Annotated in this window: 20 protein-coding genes; 11 read left to right on the top strand and 9 right to left on the bottom strand. The window is 61.0% G+C overall.

Translation table 11 applies throughout. From position 1 onward, the window contains the following. Positions 1 to 19: 19 nt before the first annotated feature. Positions 20 to 715 (top strand): uracil-DNA glycosylase, encoded by a 696-nt coding sequence (gene ung, locus F8N96_RS12210; RefSeq protein WP_150798022.1) that lies wholly within the window; start codon positions 20 to 22, stop codon positions 713 to 715. A 111-nt stretch (positions 716 to 826) separates the two neighbouring features. Here the strand turns inward: ung and F8N96_RS12205 are convergent, their stop codons facing one another. The 4 genes from F8N96_RS12205 to F8N96_RS12190 are packed head-to-tail and all read right to left on the bottom strand — an operon-like array spanning position 827 to position 4871. Beyond that, entirely contained in the window at positions 827 to 1867 is a 1041-nt protein-coding gene (locus F8N96_RS12205; RefSeq protein WP_150798021.1) for an AbrB family transcriptional regulator, read from the bottom strand. Beyond that, positions 1860 to 3374 (bottom strand): tripartite tricarboxylate transporter permease, encoded by a 1515-nt coding sequence (locus F8N96_RS12200; RefSeq protein ID WP_150798020.1) that lies wholly within the window; start codon positions 3372 to 3374, stop codon positions 1860 to 1862. Before F8N96_RS12200 ends, F8N96_RS12205 begins: the two co-directional genes overlap by 8 nt. Position 3375: 1 nt before the next feature. Then, the gene (locus F8N96_RS12195) at positions 3376 to 3834 is read right to left on the bottom strand and encodes a tripartite tricarboxylate transporter TctB family protein (protein ID WP_150766706.1); all 459 of its coding nucleotides are present in this window, start codon (positions 3832 to 3834) and stop codon (positions 3376 to 3378) included. A 59-nt stretch (positions 3835 to 3893) separates the two neighbouring features. Next, complete coding sequence (locus F8N96_RS12190; RefSeq protein ID WP_150798019.1) at positions 3894 to 4871, bottom strand: Bug family tripartite tricarboxylate transporter substrate binding protein; 978 nt, start codon at positions 4869 to 4871, stop codon at positions 3894 to 3896. A 382-nt stretch (positions 4872 to 5253) separates the two neighbouring features. On the opposite strand from F8N96_RS12190, the gene F8N96_RS12185 reads away from it, so the two are divergent. Beyond that, positions 5254 to 5925, top strand: a complete 672-nt coding sequence (locus F8N96_RS12185) for a response regulator (RefSeq protein WP_008034908.1) — start codon at positions 5254 to 5256, stop codon at positions 5923 to 5925. After that, entirely contained in the window at positions 5918 to 7306 is a 1389-nt protein-coding gene (locus F8N96_RS12180; protein ID WP_064679261.1) for a sensor histidine kinase, read from the top strand. Before F8N96_RS12185 ends, F8N96_RS12180 begins: the two co-directional genes overlap by 8 nt. A 121-nt stretch (positions 7307 to 7427) precedes the next feature. Here the strand turns inward: F8N96_RS12180 and F8N96_RS12175 are convergent, their stop codons facing one another. Both F8N96_RS12175 and F8N96_RS12170 read right to left on the bottom strand, forming a co-directional pair. After that, positions 7428 to 8249, bottom strand: coding sequence for an HDOD domain-containing protein (locus F8N96_RS12175; protein WP_150798018.1), 822 nt, complete (start codon positions 8247 to 8249; stop codon positions 7428 to 7430). 34 nt (positions 8250 to 8283) lie between these two features. Beyond that, positions 8284 to 9225 (bottom strand): YgfZ/GcvT domain-containing protein, encoded by a 942-nt coding sequence (locus F8N96_RS12170; protein ID WP_150798017.1) that lies wholly within the window; start codon positions 9223 to 9225, stop codon positions 8284 to 8286. A gap of 149 nt (positions 9226 to 9374) precedes the next feature. Here F8N96_RS12170 and F8N96_RS12165 point away from each other — a divergent pair, with 149 nt between their 5' ends. Both F8N96_RS12165 and F8N96_RS12160 read left to right on the top strand, forming a co-directional pair. Beyond that, positions 9375 to 9629: a succinate dehydrogenase assembly factor 2 gene (locus tag F8N96_RS12165; RefSeq protein WP_064679258.1), complete on the top strand. Its 255-nt coding sequence runs from the start codon at positions 9375 to 9377 to the stop codon at positions 9627 to 9629. Beyond that, positions 9613 to 10065: a protein YgfX gene (locus tag F8N96_RS12160; protein ID WP_150798016.1), complete on the top strand. Its 453-nt coding sequence runs from the start codon at positions 9613 to 9615 to the stop codon at positions 10063 to 10065. The genes F8N96_RS12165 and F8N96_RS12160 overlap by 17 nt, the downstream gene beginning before the upstream one ends. Here F8N96_RS12160 and nadB read toward each other — a convergent pair. Further along, on the bottom strand, positions 10034 to 11650 hold the full coding sequence (nadB, locus tag F8N96_RS12155) for an L-aspartate oxidase (protein ID WP_150798015.1): 1617 nt from the start codon (positions 11648 to 11650) through the stop codon (positions 10034 to 10036). The genes F8N96_RS12160 and nadB overlap by 32 nt on opposite strands. A gap of 556 nt (positions 11651 to 12206) precedes the next feature. On the opposite strand from nadB, the gene rpoE reads away from it, so the two are divergent. The 4 genes from rpoE (at position 12207) to F8N96_RS12135 (ending at position 16014) form a co-directional block, all read left to right on the top strand. Continuing rightward, positions 12207 to 12788 carry an RNA polymerase sigma factor RpoE gene (gene rpoE / locus F8N96_RS12150; protein ID WP_007944079.1) on the top strand — a complete coding sequence of 194 codons (582 nt, stop codon included), beginning with the start codon at positions 12207 to 12209 and terminating at the stop codon, positions 12786 to 12788. A 31-nt stretch (positions 12789 to 12819) separates the two neighbouring features. Further along, positions 12820 to 13407: a sigma-E factor negative regulatory protein gene (locus F8N96_RS12145; RefSeq protein WP_150798014.1), complete on the top strand. Its 588-nt coding sequence runs from the start codon at positions 12820 to 12822 to the stop codon at positions 13405 to 13407. Positions 13408 to 13415: 8 nt separating this feature from the next. Next, on the top strand, positions 13416 to 14378 hold the full coding sequence (locus F8N96_RS12140) for a MucB/RseB C-terminal domain-containing protein (RefSeq protein WP_150798013.1): 963 nt from the start codon (positions 13416 to 13418) through the stop codon (positions 14376 to 14378). Positions 14379 to 14586: 208 nt separating this feature from the next. Further along, complete coding sequence (locus F8N96_RS12135; protein ID WP_150798012.1) at positions 14587 to 16014, top strand: DegQ family serine endoprotease; 1428 nt, start codon at positions 14587 to 14589, stop codon at positions 16012 to 16014. Positions 16015 to 16238: 224 nt separating this feature from the next. On the opposite strand, the gene F8N96_RS12130 is transcribed toward F8N96_RS12135, so the two are convergent. Next, the gene (locus tag F8N96_RS12130) at positions 16239 to 17672 is read right to left on the bottom strand and encodes a M48 family metalloprotease (RefSeq protein WP_150798011.1); all 1434 of its coding nucleotides are present in this window, start codon (positions 17670 to 17672) and stop codon (positions 16239 to 16241) included. A 98-nt stretch (positions 17673 to 17770) separates the two neighbouring features. Between F8N96_RS12130 and F8N96_RS12125 the strand changes: the two genes are divergently transcribed. Beyond that, positions 17771 to 18010 (top strand): sulfurtransferase TusA family protein, encoded by a 240-nt coding sequence (locus tag F8N96_RS12125; RefSeq protein ID WP_028621876.1) that lies wholly within the window; start codon positions 17771 to 17773, stop codon positions 18008 to 18010. A 31-nt stretch (positions 18011 to 18041) separates the two neighbouring features. After that, positions 18042 to 19112 carry an AI-2E family transporter gene (locus F8N96_RS12120; protein ID WP_150798010.1) on the top strand — a complete coding sequence of 357 codons (1071 nt, stop codon included), beginning with the start codon at positions 18042 to 18044 and terminating at the stop codon, positions 19110 to 19112. Between the two features lie 147 nt (positions 19113 to 19259). Here the strand turns inward: F8N96_RS12120 and F8N96_RS12115 are convergent, their stop codons facing one another. Further along, entirely contained in the window at positions 19260 to 19733 is a 474-nt protein-coding gene (locus tag F8N96_RS12115) for a peroxiredoxin (protein ID WP_150798009.1), read from the bottom strand. Positions 19734 to 19743 lie beyond the last annotated feature (10 nt).

Below are 19743 nucleotides of genomic sequence, written 5' to 3'. Positions count from 1 at the left end.
GTTTTTGCCGGATGTAACCATGACTGCTGACGACCGTATCAAACTCGAACCGAGCTGGAAGGAGGCCCTGCGTGCCGAATTCGACCAGCCCTACATGGCAGAGTTGCGCAATTTCCTGCAACAGGAGCGCGCGGCGGGCAAGGAGATCTATCCGCCGGGCCCGATGATTTTCAATGCGCTCAACTCGACGCCGCTGGACAGGGTCAAGGTGGTCATTCTTGGTCAGGACCCGTACCACGGCCCGGGCCAGGCCCACGGCCTGTGCTTCTCGGTGCAACCGGGCGTGCCGGCGCCGCCGTCGCTGGTGAACATCTATAAAGAATTGAAGCGCGACTTGAACATCGATATCCCGAGCCACGGTTATTTGCAAAGCTGGGCCGACCAGGGCGTGCTGATGATCAACACCACCATGACCGTGGAACGCGCCACCGCCAACGCCCATGCGGGCAAGGGCTGGCAGCACTTTACCGATCGGATCATCGAGGTGGTCAGCGAGCACCAGCCGCATCTGGTGTTCCTGCTGTGGGGCGCCCATGCCCAGAGCAAACAGAAATTGATCGATGCCACCAAGCATTTGGTGCTGACCTCGGTGCATCCGTCGCCGTTGTCCGCCTATCGCGGTTTTCTCGGGTGCGGGCACTTCAGCCGGACCAACAAGTTTCTGGAGCAGAATGGCGAGACGCCGATCGAGTGGCGGTTGCCGCCGGTGGCGTGATCGTTCCCCCGCTCTGTGTGGGAATGCCTCAATGGACGCTCCGCGTCCGCTTCGGCAGGGACGCGGAGCGCCCCGGGCTGCATTCCCACGCGGAGCGTGGGAATGATCAGGTTAGGGGGAATCCGGCTGACGGTCCCAATACTTGAACAACGGCTCCGCCAAAAACAACACAAACAAAAGCCGCATCACCTGCATCGCCGTCACCAACGGCACCGACAGCTGCAGGGTTTCAGCGGTGAGGCTCATCTCCGCAATCCCGCCGGGCATCATGCCCAGGGTCAGCGAACGCAGGTCCAGATGAGTCAGCGCACTCAATCCCAACGCCGCCAGCGTAGCGATCAACATGGTCAACCCAGTGCCGATCAATGTCCGGCCCATGAACGACGGCGCGCGACGGAAAAACTGCCGATTGAAGTGACAACCCAACCCGCTGCCGATCAGCCATTGGCCGATCTGGCTGCCGCCATTGGGCAAGCCGATGTGCAGATCCCAACCGATGCTCACCGCCGCACTCACCAGCAACGGTCCGAACAGCCACGGATTGGGTTGACGAAGACGCTCCCAGACCCAGGCCGCCAGGGCGCCTGCCGGGAATAGAAAGGCCAGCCACCGCCAGTCGACGGCGCTCGGATGGAACACCGGTGCACCGTCGCCCAGCAAATACTTGAACGCAGCGGGCACGCATAGCACCACCACCAACACCCGCAGGCTTTGCCCCGCGGCCACCCGGCTGAGCACCGCGCCATTACGCGCGCCGAGGTTGACCATTTCCCCGGAGCCGCCAGGCATGCTGGAAAAGAATGCCGTGGCGCGATCTTCACCGGTCCGCCGCATCAACCAGACCCCGACCACCGCCGACAGGCTGGTAATCAGCGCACCGAAGAAGATCAAGCCGAAGTGGCTCAGCACTTGCTCCATCACCACCGGGGTGAAGTGCAGGCCGATACCGATGCCGATGATCCACTGGCCGACCTTGCGCCCGCCAGGGATTTCCGCCAATTGCCAAGGGGTCAGGCACCGCACCAGGATGATCGCCAGCAACGAGCCGACCATCCACGGCAGCGGCCAGCCGATCTGGCTGGCGAGGTAACCGCCCAGCAGACCGGCCAGCGGGGTTCCCCACCAGGCTTTGAACGGCGTTCGATCAGACATCGGCGAGGGCGCGCCGGGCGACCGAACGCTTGCGCCAGATCCGCAGCAGCGGCATCAGCAGCATCAGCGCGGTCAGTATCCAGACGCCGAAGGTGATCGGGCTCGACCAGAGGATTTCCAGTGCACCGTTGGAAATCGACAGCGCGCGTCGCAGGTTCTGTTCCATCAGGCCGCCGAGGATGAAGCCCAGCAACACGGGCGACAACGGGAAGTCCAGCTTGCGCAGGATGTAGCCGAAGATGCCGATGCCGATCATCAGGAACAGGTCGAAGGTGGTGGCGTGCACCGCGTAGACGCCAATCCCGGTGATGATGGCGATGACCGGCACCAGCGCCCAGTTCGGCACGGCGAGGATCCGGGTGAAAATGCGGATCATCGGGATGTTGAGGATCACCAGCATGATGTTGGCGACGAACAACGAAGCGATCAGGCCCCAGACAATGTCCGGTTGCTGTTGGAACAGCAGCGGGCCGGGGGTGATGTTGTACAGCGACAGCGCGCCGATCATCACCGCCGTGGTGCCCGAACCCGGGACGCCGAGGGTCAGCATCGGCACCAGGGCGCCGCACGCCGAAGCGCCAATGGCGGTTTCCGGTGCCGCGAGGCCGCGCATGTCGCCCTGGCCGAACGTGCCCTTGGTGCCAGCGATGCGTTTCTCGGTCATGTAGGCCACCGCACTGGCCAATGTTGCGCCAGCCCCCGGCAGCACGCCCATGATGAAACCCAACAGACCGCATCGGACGTTCACCACGAACACCGAAGACGCTTCCTTGAAGTTGAACATCATCCGCCCGGTGGCTTTCACCGCTTCCTGGCCGCGATGGGTTTTTTCCAGCAGCAACAGGATTTCGCTGATGGAGAACAGGCCCAGCACCAGCACCACGAACTGAATGCCGTCAGTCAGATGGATATTGTCCCCGGTGAAGCGGTACACGCCGCTGTTGGCATCGATGCCGACGGTCGACAGGAACAGCCCGATCAGCGCCGCAATGAAGGTCTTCAGCGGTCGATCACCGGCCATGCCGCCCAGGCAGACGATCGCGAACACCATCAGCACGAAGTATTCCGCCGGTCCGAAGGCAATCGCCCATTTCGCCAGCAGCGGGGCGAACAGCACCATGCCGCAGGTGGCGATGAAGGCACCGATGAAGGAGCTCCAGGCCGACAGCGACAACGCTACGCCGGCCAGGCCTTTGCGGGCCATCGGGTAACCGTCGAGGGTGGTCATCACAGTGGAGGCTTCGCCCGGGATGTTCAGCAGGATCGAGCTGATCCGGCCCCCGTATTCGCAGCCCAGGTACACCGCTGCCAGCAGGATCAGCGCCGATTCCGGTGGCAGACCCAGGGCGAAGGCGATCGGGATCAACAACGCCACGCCATTGATCGGGCCCAGGCCCGGCAGCAGGCCAACGACGGTGCCGATCAGGGTGCCGCACAGCGCCGTCACCAGGTTGTACGGACTGAGTGCGACGCCGAAGCCCTGGCCCAAATAGCTGAAAGTATCCATATCAGTTCTCCAGAACGTCGAGCAGGCCCAGGGGCAGCGGCACGTCCATCAACTTGTCGAACAGCAGGTAAAGGCCAATGCTCATCAGCGTAGTCACGATGATGCTCGGCCCCCAGCGACCGCCGTACAGGCGCGCCATCGGAATGCCGATCAGGATGCTGCTGAGGATGAAGCCCAGCGGTTCGAACAGCCCGGCGAAGATCAGCAGCAGGACGACGCAGATGCCGATCTTGTTCAGGGTTTCGCGGTCGAGCCTGGGGTCATCGTCGCTGTGCACGATCGGCGTCGGGCGAAACAGCATGTACAGCAGGCCAAGGCCCATCAGGCCGAGCATCAGCAGCGGAAAGGCCCGTGGTCCCACCGGTTCATAGGAAAAAGCCGCTTGATATGGCCACGCCATCAGCGCCAGGCCGATACAGGCCAGCAACAGCACCGAAGCGAAAATGCGTTGTAAGAGCATGAAAAACTCCTGGGCCGCGGCCCCGGGGATACGGAGCCGCAGCCGCTAGACAGAGGCGATCACTGGATCAGGCCGAACTCTTTGGCCAGCACTTTGTAGTCCGCTACCTGCTTCTTCACGTAGGTGTCCAGCTCCGGGCCGGTCATGGCGAACGGGAAGAGCTCGCGCTGATCGCGCAGCTTGGCGAACTCATCGGAAGCCAGCAGTTTGTCGAAGGAGTCTTTCCACCAGGCATAGTCTTCGTCGCTGACCTTTGGCCCGAGGTAGAACCCGCGGACCACAGGCCAGACGATGTCGTAGCCTTGCTCCTTGGCGGTCGGGATGTCCTTCATTTCCGGCTCGTCCAGACGCTTCTCGGAGAACACCGCCAGCAGGCGCATGTCACCGCTTTGGATATGCGGCATGGAGTCGGAGATGTCGGTGCTGCCGACTTGGATATGGCCGCCGAGCAGCGCGGTGGCGATTTCACCGCCGCCTTCGAGGGCGACATAACGCAAGTCCCGCGGGTTGATCCCGGCGGCCTTGGCGATCAGGGCGGTCTGCATCCAGTCCTGGCTGCCGACGGTGCCGCCGGAACCGATGACCACGGCGCTCGGGTCTTTCTTCAGCGCCTTGACCAGGTCGTCGAGGTTTTTGTAAGGCGAATCCTTTTTCACCGCGATGGCGCCATAGCTGGTACCGACCGCCGCCAGCCAGCGCACGGCGTTTTCATCGAAGCGACCGAATTTGCCCTGGGCCAGGTTCAGCAGCGAACCGCTGGACCAGGCGACCAGCGTGCCGGCGTCGGCCGGACGCTGCGCCACCACGGCGTTGTAGGCCACTGCGCCGACACCGCCGGGCATGTAGGTCACGCGCATGGGTTTGCTCAGCAGTTTCTGGTTCACCAGCGCGCTTTGCACCAGCTTGCAGGTCAGGTCGAAACCGCCGCCTGGCGAGGCCGGGGCGATGCATTCCGGGCGTTTTGGCTCGGCCATCAGTTGGCCGGCAAACAGCATGCAGCTGGCGGCGAGGGCAAAACGGCGCAGTGATCGATTCATTTTTTTTGTCTCCACGGGAGTTGTTGTTTTTGGGGATGTTTCAGAAGCGACGGTGTTGCGCCGTGCAGCCGGGTTTGGCGCTGGCGAGCGTGAACGATGGGAAAGGAAGGGGAGGGTGAGCCTGGAGCTGCAAGGACAGCATGGTGCAGTACCTCGTTATTGTTCTTATTGGCGAAAACGCTTCAAGGCGTTTTTCGGGAGCTACATTTCAAAGCAGGGTTCGATGGCCTGTCGAAACCATCCGTGGGCCGACTCTAACGGTCGAACCTTTCGCTAACCTTTCAGCGGGCTTTCACGGTTTTCGGGCTTCACAGTGGCGGAGGCGGCTGTAAACTCCGCGCCAGAGAATGACGTCGAACATCCCTGAATGAGGTAAATATCCATGCGTGTTCTGCTCGTCGAAGACCATCTGCAGCTCGCCGACAGTGTCGCCCAGGCACTCAAGAGCACCGGCCTGACCGTGGACGTGCTGCACGACGGTGTGGCCGCCGACCTGGCCTTGAGCAGCGAGGAATACGCCATGGCGATCCTCGACGTCGGCCTGCCGCGCATGGATGGTTTCGAAGTGCTGGCGCGCCTGCGGGCCCGGGGCAAGAACCTGCCGGTGTTGATGCTGACGGCACGCAGCGACGTCAAGGACCGGGTCCATGGCCTGAACCTCGGCGCCGACGACTACCTGGCCAAACCTTTCGAGCTGACCGAACTTGAAGCCCGGGTTAAAGCCTTGCTGCGCCGCAGTGTGCTCGGTGGCGAACGTCAGCAGACCTGTGGGGTGCTGGCTTACGATCTGGACACCCGGCGCTTTACCCTCGGCGATGAGCTGCTGACGCTGACTTCCCGCGAGCAGGCGGTGCTCGAAGCCCTGATCGCCCGACCGGGCCGGGTGATGAGTAAAGAACAACTGGCCGCCCAGGTGTTCGGCCTGGACGAAGAAGCGAGCCCCGACGCCATCGAGATCTACGTTCACCGCCTGCGCAAGAAACTCGACGGGCAACCGGTCGCTATCGTCACCTTCCGCGGTCTCGGCTATTTGCTGGAAAGCCGCGATGCATAAGCCCAGCAGCCTGCGCTGGCGGTTGCTGTGGAACCTCGCGCTGTTGCTGGTGGTGTTGATGCTGGCCAGTGGCTTGAGTGCGTACTGGAACGGTCGCGAAGCTGCCGACACCGCCTATGACCGGACGTTGCTGGCCTCGGCCCGGACCATCGCCGCCGGGGTGTCCCAGCGCGATGGCAGCCTCAGCGCCGATGTGCCCTACGTGGCCCTCGATACCTTTGCCTACGACAGCGCCGGGCGGATTTTCTACCTGGTCAACGACATCAACCAGAAGCTGATTTCCGGCTACGAAAACCTGCCGCCGCCGCCGCCGGGTACACCGCGCACGGACGACTACCCGGCGCTGGCACGCTTCTACAACGCTAAATACCAGGGGCAGAACGTACGGGTGGTCAGCCTGCTCAAGCCCGTGAGCGAGCCGAACATGAACGGCATGGCGGAAATCCGCGTGGCGGAAACCGACGAGGCGCGGGTCAGCATGGCACGCAGCCTGGCGGCGGACACCTTGCTGCGCCTGGGCATGCTGGCGATCGGTGCGTTGTTGATGGTGTGGTTCGCGGTGAGCGCGGCACTGCGCCCGCTGGAGCGCTTGCGCACGGCGGTGGAAGAGCGTCAGCCCGATGATTTGCGGCCGTTGCCGCTGGTGGAAGTGCAACACGAGTTGTGGCCGCTGGTGCGGGCGCTCAACCATTTCACCGAGCGCCTGCGCGGGCAGTTCGAGCGGCAGGCGCAGTTCATTGCCGATGCGGCCCATGAATTGCGTACGCCCCTGGCGGCGCTCAAGGCCCGGCTAGAACTGGGGCTGCGCTCGACCGAGCCGCAGACCTGGCGCAGCACCCTGGAAACGGCCGCCCAGGGCACGGATCGCCTGACCCATCTGGCGAACCAGCTGTTGTCCCTGGCACGGGTGGAGAATGGCGCGCGGGCAATCGCCGAGGGCGGCGCACAGCTGCTGGACCTCAGTCAGCTGGCGCGCGAATTGGGCATGGCGATGGCGCCGCTGGCGCACAAGCGTGGCGTGGCACTGGCGCTGGAAGCGGATGAGCCAGTGTGGCTGCGCGGCGAACCGACGCTGTTGAATGAATTGCTCAGCAATCTGGTGGATAACGCGTTGGCTCACACGCCACCGGGCGGCAATGTGATTCTGCGGGTGACCGCGCCGGCCGTGCTGGAGGTCGAGGACGATGGCCCCGGGATCCCGCTTGAAGAGCGTGATCGGGTGTTCGAGCGTTTCTATCGACGCAATCAGCAGGTGGCTGGGTCCGGGTTGGGCCTGGCGATTGTCGGTGAAATCTGCCGCGCACACCTGGCGCAGATCAGCCTGCATGATGGCGAGCAGGCGGGGTTGAAGGTGCGGGTGAGTTTTATTGCTGGAGATTGATGGTGTTTGTGCCGGCCTCTTCGCGGGCAAGCCCGCTCCCACATTTGACCGAGTTGTTCCTGGAGAAATGCGATCGAAAGTGGGAGCGGGCTTGCTCGCGAAGGGCGCGACGCGGTCTCGATCAATAGAACATCGACCGCGATTCTTCCAGCGCCCTGCATTGCACCTCGTTTTCCAGATCAATTCCCAGCTTCTTCAACGCCGGCACGCCGGATGCGTCGATTGCGCCAAGCGGGTGGTCCGTGCCCCTGTAGCAAAACAGGCAAGCCACCTGCACCAGGTCGACATAATCGACCCGCACCGACTGGCGCTCGAAGTCCAGGTACTTCCCAGGCAGCTGCACCAGCATCTCCGGAAACTCCCAGACCCTGAGCAGTTTGTCGCCGATCAATGGATGGATCCGGTCGATCACATGGTTCAGGCTGATCGAATCGGACAGCAGTTCGTTGTGTTCTTCGGCGTAGGTCAGGATCGGCAGCACACCGATCTGATGCACCAGCCCACCGAGGGCGGCCTGGTCGGGTTTGAGTCGGGTGTAACGGCGGCACAGCGCATAACTGATCCCGGCGATTTCCAGGCTTTTGCGCCAGACGTCGCGCATTTTCTGTTCCACGACCTCGGAGCGGGCATGGAAAATCTGCTCCATCACCAGGCCGATCGCCAGGTTGCTGCTGTAATTGACGCCCAGGCGAGTGATCGCCGTGTGCAGGTCAGTGACTTCCCGGGTCGCGCGCAGCAGCGGGCTATTGACCACTTTGATCAGGCGCGCCGACAACGCGGTATCGCGGGCGATCACTTTACTGAGGGTACTGACGCTGATTTCCGGGTCTTCGGCGGCCTTGCGAATCTGCAAGGCCACTTCCGGTAACGTTGGCAGAACCAGGTCATCGTTATCGATGGCCGCAACCAAATCCTGTTGGACCTTATCCGCCAGCTTGCTCATTTCGTCTCTCTGGGTGTTGCGACAAGTACTGCAGTCAACGCTGGATTTCGCGATCGCGATCCAGTTGATAAGGCAGGTCGAGCAGGTGCAGGGCTGGCCCTTCGAGCGCGCCCAGATGAATATCGCCACCTTCTGCCGCTTCGGCCTGCAGCACGGCCAGGAGTTCAATGTTTTGTCCGGCGCGGGCGGCCAGCACCACTTCGCCGATAGCGCTGCCATGGGTCGGCGAAAACAGTGGCGTAGCGGGTTCCGGCAGTTCGCCGGCATCCAGGCGCAGGCGATACAAGCGACGCTTGAGTTTGCCCAGGTACTGCATCCGCGCAACGATTTCCTGGCCGGTGTAGCAACCTTTCTTGAAACTCACGCCACCGACGGCTTGCAGGTTGAGCATCTGCGGGATGAACAGTTCACGGGTGCCCGGCATGACCTGGCCGATGCCTGCGCGGACCTGGCCCAGCAGCCATTGATTCAGGTCGCCTTCGGCCAGCAGCGTCGACAGCTTGCCCTTGAGGACGTCCGCTTGATCGGCGCCGGCCCAGAGCTCGGCGCGATCAGGGGAAACGCGGATGGCAATCAGGCCATCATTGCGCACGACACTGTCGGTGTCTGCCGGCAGATCAAGACCGAGGCCGAGCAGTGCGGCATCGCCCTGCTCGATGCCGAAGCGCACCCAGGCGGCGCTTTCATCGGTCAACTTGGATTTGGAGAACACCGCGTACTTTTTCAGGTCCGCCAGTTGCGGCTCCAGCAACTCGCTGGCCATGGCCAGCAGGACGCCGTCACCTTCGAGCAGGATGCGGAAACTCGACTGCATCCGGCCTTTTTGCGTGCAGCGCGCGCCAAGGCTGGCCCGGGTATCGCCCAGGTAATCGAGGTTGCAGGTCAATTGGCCTTGCAGGAATTTGCCGGCATCCGCGCCGCGGACCGCGAGAACGCCTTCGTGAGACAGGGTGCAGAAAAAAGCTGAGTCGGCCATGGGTCATCGCAGGGTAAATAAGTCTGGGGGACATCATAAGGGGGCGCCCATGAAATGGGTAGTTCACAAAAGACCCTGTTGCCCGACCAAAGCTGAGTGTTCGACCGAGCATGGGGCTGTATACTTGCCGCCTATTTGAGGAGCGCTCCATGGTCGAAGCTGTTGAACTGAATCGCCTCTACTGGCACAGCCGTCGCGGCATGCTTGAACTTGACGTGTTGCTGGTGCCGTTCGTGAAAGAGGTTTATCCGCACCTCAACGAAGTTGACCGCGCCTGCTACGTCAGGCTGCTCGAATGCGAAGATCAGGACATGTTCGGCTGGTTCATGGAACGCGCCGAATCGGAAGATCCGGAGCTGCAGCGCATGGTGCGCATGATCCTGGATCGTGTCCAGCCCAAGTAACTCGTTCGAATGCCGCTGGCAGGCCTCACGGCAGCTGCTGGCGGTGTATCTGTTGGCCCAGCTGTTCGCGCTGGGTGCGTTTTCTCTTCTGTCGATACCGCTCTGGGCCAGTCTGCTCGGCATTTCGCTGTGCGTGGCTCACGGCATCCGGGTGTTGCCGCGCCAGATTCTGCTGACGCATCCCCAGGCGTTTCGCGGCTTGCGTCGCGACGGGGATGGCTGGCAGCTGTGGAACCAGGCAGCGGGCTGGCAGCCGGTGCAACTGCGGCCGGACAGCCTGGCGCTGCCCTTGATCGTGGTGCTGCGTTTTCGTCTGCAGGGTGAGTGGCACGACCGATCGATCTGTGTACCCCGGGATTCGCAGGCGGCGGATCTGCACCGACGCCTGCGGGTCCGGCTCAAGTTCAGTCGGCGTAGGTGGGCGGCACCAGAATAGTGTCCAGGGCGTCCGGCAGCATGTTCGGGTAGTCGAGGGTGTAATGCAGGCCGCGACTCTCCTTGCGTTCCATGGCTGACTGGATCATCAGTTCGGCCACCTGGGCCAGGTTGCGCAGCTCGATCAAATCCCGACTGACCTTGTAGTTGCTGTAGAACTCGTCGATTTCATCCAACAGCAGCCGCACACGGTGCTGGGCCCGTTGCAGGCGCTTGTTGGTGCGCACGATACCCACGTAGTCCCACATGAATCGCCGCAGCTCATCCCAGTTGTGCGCAATGATCACGTCTTCGTCGGAGTCGGTGACCTGGCTCGCATCCCAGACGGGCAGGGCGGCAGGAATCGACACCCGGGGCAATTGCTCAAGAATGTCCGCCGCCGCCGAGCGCGCATAAACGAAGCACTCCAGCAAGGAGTTGCTGGCCATGCGGTTGGCCCCGTGCAAGCCGGTGAAACTGGTTTCGCCAATGGCGTACAGGCCTGGCACGTCGGTGCGGCCGTGCTGGTCGACCATCACGCCGCCGCAGGTGTAATGCGCCGCCGGCACCACCGGGATCGGTTGCTTGGTGATGTCGATGGAGAACTCGAGGCAGCGCTCGTACACCGTCGGGAAATGAGCCTTGATGAAGGCTTCGGGCTTATGGCTGATGTCCAGATACACGCAATCGACACCCAGGCGCTTCATTTCATGGTCGATGGCCCGGGCGACGATGTCCCGGGGGGCCAGTTCGGCGCGTGGGTCGAAGCGCTGCATGAAGCGCTCGCCGTTGGGCAACTTCAGGTGCGCACCCTCGCCGCGCAGGGCTTCGGTGACCAGGAAACTCTTGGCTTGCGGGTGATAGAGGCAGGTGGGGTGGAACTGGTTGAATTCCAGGTTTGCCACCCTGCAGCCGGAACGCCAGGCCATGGCGATGCCATCACCACAGGCACCGTCAGGGTTGCTGGTATAGAGGTAGACCTTGGCGGCGCCGCCGGACGCGAGGATTACAAAGCGTGCGCCGTAGGTGTCGACTTCTCCGGTGCCACGATTGAGCACGTAGGCGCCGAGGCAGCGGTCGCCTTCCAGGCCCAGGCGTTTTTCGGTGATCAGGTCGATCGCGACCCGCTGTTCCAGCAGTTCGATGTTCGGTCGTTGCCGGGCCTTGTCGAGCAAGGTTCTGAAAATCGCGGCGCCCGTGGCATCGGCGGCATGAATGATGCGCCGATGGCTGTGGCCGCCTTCACGGGTCAGGTGGAACTCGAATCCACCGTCCTCGGTGCCTGACTGTTCATCGCGGGTGAACGGCACGCCCTGGTCGATCAGCCATTGAATCGCCTCTTTACTGTGCTCGACGGTAAAGCGCACGGCGTCTTCGTGACACAGGCCGCCGCCGGCATTGAGCGTGTCATCGACGTGGGATTCAACGGTGTCGGTGTCATCCAGGACGGCTGCGACACCGCCCTGGGCCCAGAAAGTCGAGCCATTGGCGAGGTTGCCTTTGCTCAGGACGGCAATGCGCAAATGATCGGGCAAGGTCAGCGCAAGGCTCAAGCCGGCAGCGCCGCTGCCAATTACCAGAACATCATGTTGAAACTGTTGGCTCATTTCAGGATTCCGCTCAAAGCGACCCGGGTCGGGGTTGGCGCATGACACCTGGATCGGCGAGTCAAGACAGCCACACAGCCCACTAGTATATAGAGGGGGGGAGCGGCACAATAGCCGAGCCTGTATGGCATTGTGAAACTACTGTGAAGGAAAAACGGGGCGCTTCGTCGGATGATTTTTCCTCCGGTTCGGCGACACCAGCACTGTATCGTGGATTTAACACCTTTTTCCGTTCACGGACGCACAATGTCGGCCTGGTCCGGCTATAAATATTTGGAACTTTTGCCAAAGGCCCAAGATCAATAGACGGTTGCCTGAATCAAGGGACAGTGTCGGCTTCAGTGTTGGATCGTGGTTGGATCCTCACCGGCGAAACCGATGACAAGATTATTCGCGCAGCCGGGTCAACTCGCGCTGCGCTTTTCGTGCGTGCCAAATCAGAGCCCGCAGGAAACTTGCTTGTAGGGGGAGAACTTTTGCGAAAAGCCCGAGTCTATGTTTGCAAGCCTGGTTGTTTAGTCATGCAAGCCTCCTTCGAGCTTATCGAGGAGTGTTCATGCTAACCCAGGAAGAGGATCAGCAGCTGGTCGAACGCGTTCAGCGCGGCGACAAGCGAGCTTTCGATCTGCTAGTGCTGAAATACCAGCACAAAATTCTCGGGTTGATCGTGCGATTCGTGCACGACACCCATGAAGCCCAGGATGTAGCACAGGAAGCCTTTATCAAGGCGTACCGTGCGCTTGGAAATTTTCGCGGAGACAGCGCGTTTTATACGTGGCTTTACCGTATCGCCATTAACACGGCGAAAAACTATCTGGTTTCACGCGGCCGCCGGCCGCCTGATAGCGATGTCAGTTCCGAGGATGCAGAGTTCTACGATGGCGATCATGGCCTCAAGGATCTCGAGTCGCCTGAACGTGCACTGCTGCGCGATGAGATCGAAGGCACTGTCCATCGAACCATCCAGCAACTTCCAGAAGATTTGCGTACAGCCTTAACTTTACGTGAATTCGATGGTCTGAGTTACGAGGACATTGCGGCCGTCATGCAATGTCCGGTGGGTACCGTGCGCTCCCGGATTTTCCGCGCTCGGGAAGCCATCGATAAAGCCCTGCAGCCGTTGTTGCAGGAAAACTAAAGACAGCGGCGACAGCCAAGAGAGGAACGCCATGAGTCGTGAAGCCCTGCAGGAATCGCTGTCCGCAGTGATGGATAACGAAGCGGACGAATTGGAACTGCGTCGGGTGCTGAATGCCTTCGACGATGTTGAAACCCGTGAAACCTGGGCTCGTTATCAAATCGCTCGGGCAGTGATGCACAAGGATCTGCTGCTTCCACGCCTGGACATTGCCGCGGCTGTTTCCGCTGCGTTGGCTGACGAAGCCGTACCGGCAAAAGCTACCCGTGGTCCATGGCGCAGCCTGGGTCGTCTGGCAGTCGCTGCTTCGGTCACCGTTGCAGTATTGGCAGGTGTTCGTCTGTACAACCAGGACGAGATCGCCGGAGTCGAACTGGCCCAGCAATCCACTCAGCAAGGTCTGATCGCTCCTCAGGTCAAGGGTCCAGCTGTTTTGGCAGGCTATAGTGAGAGTTCGGATGCCACCGGTCCCATGGCCAATGGCGTATTGCAAGGCCAGCCAGGCTGGCACGATCAGCGTTTGCCAGGCTACTTGCGCCAGCATGCTCAACAGGCCGCACTGAAAGGTACTGAAAGCGCGTTGCCGTACGCTCGTGCAGCAAGTCTGGAAAACCGTTAAGGAGGACCATGCGCTCCATACCTTTACTTACGCTTCTGCTCGGTGGCTGGTTCATTGTTCCAGCCCATGCCGATGAAGCCCAGGACTGGTTGACCCGTCTGGGCCAGGCCGAGCAACAGCAAAGCTTTCACGGTACTTTCGTTTACGAGCGTAACGGTAGTTTTTCTACCCATAACATCTGGCACCGCGTCCAGGATGGCAAGGTCCGCGAGCGTTTGCTCCAGCTCGATGGCTCGGCCCAGGAAGTCGTACGCATTGATGGGCATACTCAATGCGTCAGCGGCACCCTGATCGCAGGACTCGGGGACGCCCCGAATTCCGCTGCTCGTGCACTCGACCCTCAAAAGCTCAAGAATTGGTATAACCTTGCCGTCATTGGCAAGTCGCGTGTGGCCGGGCGTTCGGCAGTGATCATTTCCCTGACGCCTCGCGATCAGCATCGTTATGGGTTCGAACTGCATCTGGATAAAGAAACCGGCCTGCCTCTGAAGTCGTTGCTGCTCAATGACAAAGGGCAGTTGCTGGAGCGATTCCAGTTTACGCAGCTCAATACCACCGATGTGCCGGCGGACAGAGACTTGCAGCCGGGCGACGACTGCAAGGCGATCGCCCTCGATAGCGACAAGGCTTCTGCAGCCAAGGTTGCCCAGGCCTGGCACTCGGACTGGTTGCCACCCGGTTTCGAGCTGACCAGCAGTACCGCACGCAAGGATCCGCAGACCAAAATCCAGGTCAACAGTCTGATGTATGACGATGGTCTGGCCCGGTTCTCGGTATTCCTCGAGCCATTGGATGGCGCAGCCGTGACCGATACTCGCGTTCAGATGGGCCCGACCGTCGCTGTCTCCCGACGCTTGACTACCCCTGAAGGCGAAATGATGGTCACGGTGGTCGGTGAAATTCCGGCTGGCACCGCTGAACGCATTGCGCTGTCCATGCGTAACGATAGCGCTGCCACCAGCAAGCAGTGAGCTGGCCTCGGCCATTTTTCACCTCGTCGGCGAGATGTCGAAATGTTTGCTGAGCATTTTCATTTGCAAATATCCCGAAAATTTTTTATAGGTCAGAGCATCTCGGCTCTGGCCTTGTCTGTTGTTCCCGGAACAAAAATGCCGGCCTGTCGTGACCGGTGTTCCTTGCTCCATATCGCTTAACCCTGCTCGTCGTAATGGGAGCTGTATGTCGATACTCAGTTTGAAGTCTTATCTCTCCGTTGTTGCCACCGTACTGGTGCTTGGTCAGGCTGTTCCTGCGCAAGCGGTCGAATTGCCTGATTTTACGCAGCTGGTCGAGCAGGCCTCGCCGGCGGTCGTGAACATCAGTACCACGCAGAAACTGCCGGACCGTAAAGTGAACCAGCAGATGCCCGACCTCGAGGGCTTGCCGCCGATGCTGCGCGAGTTCTTCGAGCGCGGCATGCCGCCACAACCGCGTACGCCACGGGGTGACCGTCAGCGTGAAGCCCAGTCCCTGGGGTCGGGTTTCATCATCTCGTCCGACGGCTACATCCTGACCAACAACCATGTGATTGCCGATGCCGACGAAATCCTCGTCCGCCTGGCTGACCGCAGCGAATTGAAAGCCAAGCTGGTCGGCACCGATCCGCGTTCCGACGTGGCCCTGCTGAAAATCGAAGGCAAGGACCTGCCGGTGCTCAAGCTCGGCAAATCCCAGGACCTGAAGGCCGGCCAATGGGTGGTGGCGATCGGCTCGCCGTTCGGCTTCGACCACACCGTGACCCAGGGCATCGTCAGCGCCATCGGTCGCAGCCTGCCGAACGAAAACTATGTGCCGTTCATCCAGACCGACGTGCCGATCAACCCGGGTAACTCCGGTGGTCCGCTGTTCAACCTGGCGGGCGAGGTGGTGGGGATCAACTCGCAGATCTACACCCGTTCCGGCGGCTTCATGGGCGTGTCGTTCGCGATACCGATCGACGTGGCCATGGACGTATCCAACCAGCTGAAAAGCGGCGGCAAGGTCAGCCGTGGCTGGTTGGGCGTGGTCATTCAGGAAGTGAACAAGGACCTGGCCGAGTCGTTCGGTCTTGAGAAACCAGCCGGTGCGCTGGTGGCTCAGATCCAGGATGACGGCCCGGCGGCCAAGGGTGGCCTGCAAGTCGGCGACGTGATCCTGAGCATGAACGGTCAACCGATCGTCATGTCCGCCGACCTGCCGCACCTGGTCGGCGCGCTGAAGGCTGGCTCGAAAGCGGATCTGGAAGTGATTCGCGAAGGCAAGCGCAAGAACGTCCAGCTGACGGTGGGCGCTATTCCCGAAGAGGGCAAAGAGCTGGACGCCCTGCCAAAATCCAGTGTCGAGCGCAGCAGCAATCGCCTGGGTGTTGCCGTGGCCGAGCTGACCGCCGAGCAGAAGAAAACCTACGACCTCAAGGGTGGCGTGGTCATCAAGGAAGTTCAGGACGGTCCTGCTGCCCTGATCGGCTTGCAGCCTGGCGATGTGATCACTCACCTGAACAATCAGGCGATCGGTTCCACCAAGGAGTTCACCGACATCGCCGAGGCACTGCCAAAGAACCGTTCGGTGTCGATGCGGGTTCTGCGTCAAGGTCGCGCCAGCTTCATCACCTTCAAGCTGGCTGAATAATCCGGTTGTTACTGTAGGAGCGAGCTTGTTCGCGAAGGTCTCAAGGGCAGCGCGTTCATGCAGAAAGAACGCGTCATCGTTGACACCGTCCCTGTAGGAGCGAGCTTGCTCGCGATGGTCCCAAGGGCGACGCGTTCATTCAGAAAGAACGCGTTATCGTTGACGTCCATCGCGAGCAAGCTTGCTCCTACAAGGGCGGTTTTTTTATGCGTTCGCAAAAGGCGTCAGCCCATCATGTCCTTGATCATGCGCTCCTGCTCCATCAACTCCCGTTGCCGCGCGTCGATCCGCGACGACAGCGGGAAGTTGGTGCCGGCCTTGCGCTTGGCGAAGTCCAGTTGCTGAATGGCCTGGCGGTAATCGCCGACCAGGGCGAAATACTCGGCGCGAGCCTGGTGCAGGCCGATGATGTTGCCCGACAAGCCACGAGTTTCGGCCACCATGTACCAGACGTCCGGATCGTCCGGACGACTCTTGAGCAGATTCTCCAGGGCTTTTTCCGCTTCGGGCGCACGGTTTTGCTTGAGCAGCAGGTCGACACGCACTGAATTGAGCGGATAGTTGCCCGGATACTGGGTCAACATCCGGTCCACCCGGGATTGAGCATCGGGCAGCCGGTTGTTGGTGATATCCAGATCGATCTGAGCCAGGTTATAGATGATCTCGTTCGGCGACTTGGCCAGCAGCGACGCCAGGTTTTCCCGAGCTTCGTTCAACTGGCCACCCTTGATCTGGGCGATTGCCAGGCCATAGCGGGCGACATCGTTTTTCGGATTTTCATCCAGCTGGGCGCGGAAACGCTTGGCGCCCAGGCCCGGGGTTTCTTCATAAATCAGCTGGACCCGTGCACGAATCAGCTGATATCGCATTGTGTCTTCGATGCCGCCCGGTTTGGCCTGTTCGGCACGGTTGCGGGTGTCGGCGATCCGCGATTCGGTCACCGGGTGAGTCAGCAGGAATTCCGGTGGCTTGGCGTCGAAGCGGTATTGGCGCGACAAGCGTTCGAACATGGTCGGCATCGAGCGCGGGTCGTAACCGGCTTTTTCCAGGTTGAGGATGCCGATGCGGTCGGCTTCCTGTTCGTTCTGGCGCGAAAAGCGCCGCTGTTCCTGGATCGCCGCCGCCTGTGTACCGGCAATGGCGGCGATCCCGGCATCGCCGGCACCGGCCGCGGCAATCACGATCCCGGCCAGCAGGGCGGCCATCATCGGTACCTGCATCCGCTGTTGGGCTTCGACGCCTCGGGCAAAGTGACGCTGCGACAAGTGAGCCAGTTCGTGAGCCAGTACCGAGGCGTATTCGCCTTCGGTCTGGGCATTGAGGAACAAACCGCCGTTGACCCCGACAATGCCGCCCGGTGCCGCGAAGGCGTTGAGCTGCGGGCTGTTGATCAGGATGAACTCCAGGCGCCGGTCGTTGACCTGGCTGGTCTCCACCAGGCGGTAGACGCTGGATTCGACGTAGTCCTTGAGCTGTGGGTCGTTGAGCTGGGAAACCTGGCTACGCAACAGCGCCAGCCAGGCCCGGCCCAACTGGTGTTCCTGTTGCGGCGAGACGATGGCAGAACTGGCGTCGCCGAGTGACGGCAGGTCGTCGGCGAAGCCCGGTGAGGCGAGCAGGCAAGCGAGCGTCAGCAGGGTAGGGCGCAAAAAAGTCATGCACAAAGCCTTAGTCGACAAAGACCTTACTGTAGCCGGACACCAGGCTTCGGACCAGATATTCTAAGCCCCTCGACCACCTGAACCGGAGTGATGCAATGACCGATGCTGTAGCCCATGACGCCGAACTCGACGCCAGCGGCCTCAATTGCCCGCTGCCGTTACTCAAGGCCAAACTGGAACTCAATCGCATGGCCAGCGGCGCGGTGCTCAAGGTAATCGCCACGGATGCGGGCTCGCAGCGCGACTTTCGCACCTTTGCCCGATTGGCCGGTCATACGCTGCTGCGTGAGGAAGATGAGGCGGGGGTTTACCGCTATTGGCTGAAAAAAGCCTGAACCTGCTGCGTTCGTTTCTAAGGGATTATTGATGTTCAAGGTGTTACGCGACTGGATTCAGCGCTATTTTTCCGACGAAGAAGCCGTGGTGCTTGCCGTGCTGCTGTTTCTGGCGTTTAGCGCGGTACTGACGCTCGGTGGCATGCTCGCGCCGGTGCTTGCCGGGATGGTGCTGGCGTATCTGATGCAGGGCCTGGTGGCAACGCTGGAGCGCCTGCGTGTGCCGGGCGGCGCGGCGGTCGGGCTGGTCTTTGCGTTATTCATGGGACTGCTGCTGGTGTTCATCGTGGTCGTGGTGCCGTTGCTGTGGCATCAGCTGATCACCTTGTTCAACGAACTGCCCGGCATGCTCGCCAAGTGGCAGTTATTGTTGTTGCTGCTGCCCGAGCGTTACCCGCATCTGGTGTCCGATGAGCAGGTGCTGCGGGCCATCGAAGTGGCACGGGGCGAGATCGGCAATTTCGGCCAATGGGCGCTGACGTACTCGCTGTCGAGCCTGCCGCTGCTGGTCAACATCATGATCTACCTGGTGTTGGTGCCGATCCTGGTGTTTTTCTTTCTCAAGGACCGGGAAATGATCGGCCAGTGGGTGCGCGGTTACCTGCCTCGCGAGCGGGCACTGCTCACCCGCGTTGCCCGGGAGATGAACCGACAGATCGCCAACTACATCCGCGGCAAAGGTATCGAGATCGTCATTTGCGGCGGCGCGACTTACATCGGTTTCGTGGTGCTGGGGCTCAACTACGCGGCACTGCTGGCGCTGCTGGTGGGCGTTTCGGTGGTGGTGCCCTATGTCGGGGCGGTGGTGGTGACCGTGCCGGTGCTACTAATCGCGCTGTTCCAGTGGGGCTGGAGCGATCAGTTCATCTATTTGATGGCGGTCTACGGCATTATCCAGGTCCTGGACGGCAACGTGCTGGTGCCATTGTTGTTCTCGGAAGCGGTCAACCTGCACCCGGTGGCCATCATCTGCGCGGTGCTGTTGTTTGGCGGGTTGTGGGGGTTTTGGGGAGTGTTCTTTGCGATTCCCCTGGCGACGCTGTTCAAGGCTGTGCTGGATGCGTGGCCGCGCAAGGAGCCGGTGGTGGCGCCGTTGCTTTAACTGCCAGCTCTGAATCTTCAGTGGGGTTGATGGCCTCTTCGCTGGCAAGCCAGCTCCTACAGGTTTGCGTCGTTCGCAAGATCTGGTACGACAAAAACCTGTAGGAGCTGGCTTGCCAGCGAAGGCGTCCGAAAGGACGCCAAATAATCAGGCCTGGTTCAACGCCTGCGCAGCCGTCAACACCGCATCCACATGCCCCGGCACCTTCACCCCACGCCATTCCTGACGCAGCACCCCATCCTTATCAATCAGGAACGTGCTGCGATCCACCCCCATGTATTCCTTGCCATACAGCTTCTTCAACTTGATCACATCGAACAGCTGGCAAAGCGCTTCTTCCTTGTCGCTGATCAGCTCGAAGGTAAACGCCTGCTTGGCCTTGAAGTTCTCATGGGATTTCAGGCTGTCGCGGGACACGCCGAAGACTTCGGTGTTGGCCGCTTTAAAGGCGTCAAGCTGGTCGCGAAAACCCTGGCCCTGGGTGGTGCAGCCCGGCGTGCTGTCCTTGGGATAGAAGTAGATCACCACCTGCATACCCTTGAGGCCTGCGAGGCTGACGGTCTGCCCATTGGTGGCGGGGGCTTCGAAATCGGCAACCGGTTGGTCGATGGCAACGGCCATGAAAGCTTCC

The organism is Pseudomonas fluorescens, assembly GCF_902497855.1.
In the GTDB taxonomy this organism is placed as follows: Bacteria; Pseudomonadota; Gammaproteobacteria; order Pseudomonadales; family Pseudomonadaceae; genus Aquipseudomonas; species Aquipseudomonas fluorescens_BI.
This window is presented reverse-complemented; position numbering and strand designations above follow the sequence as displayed.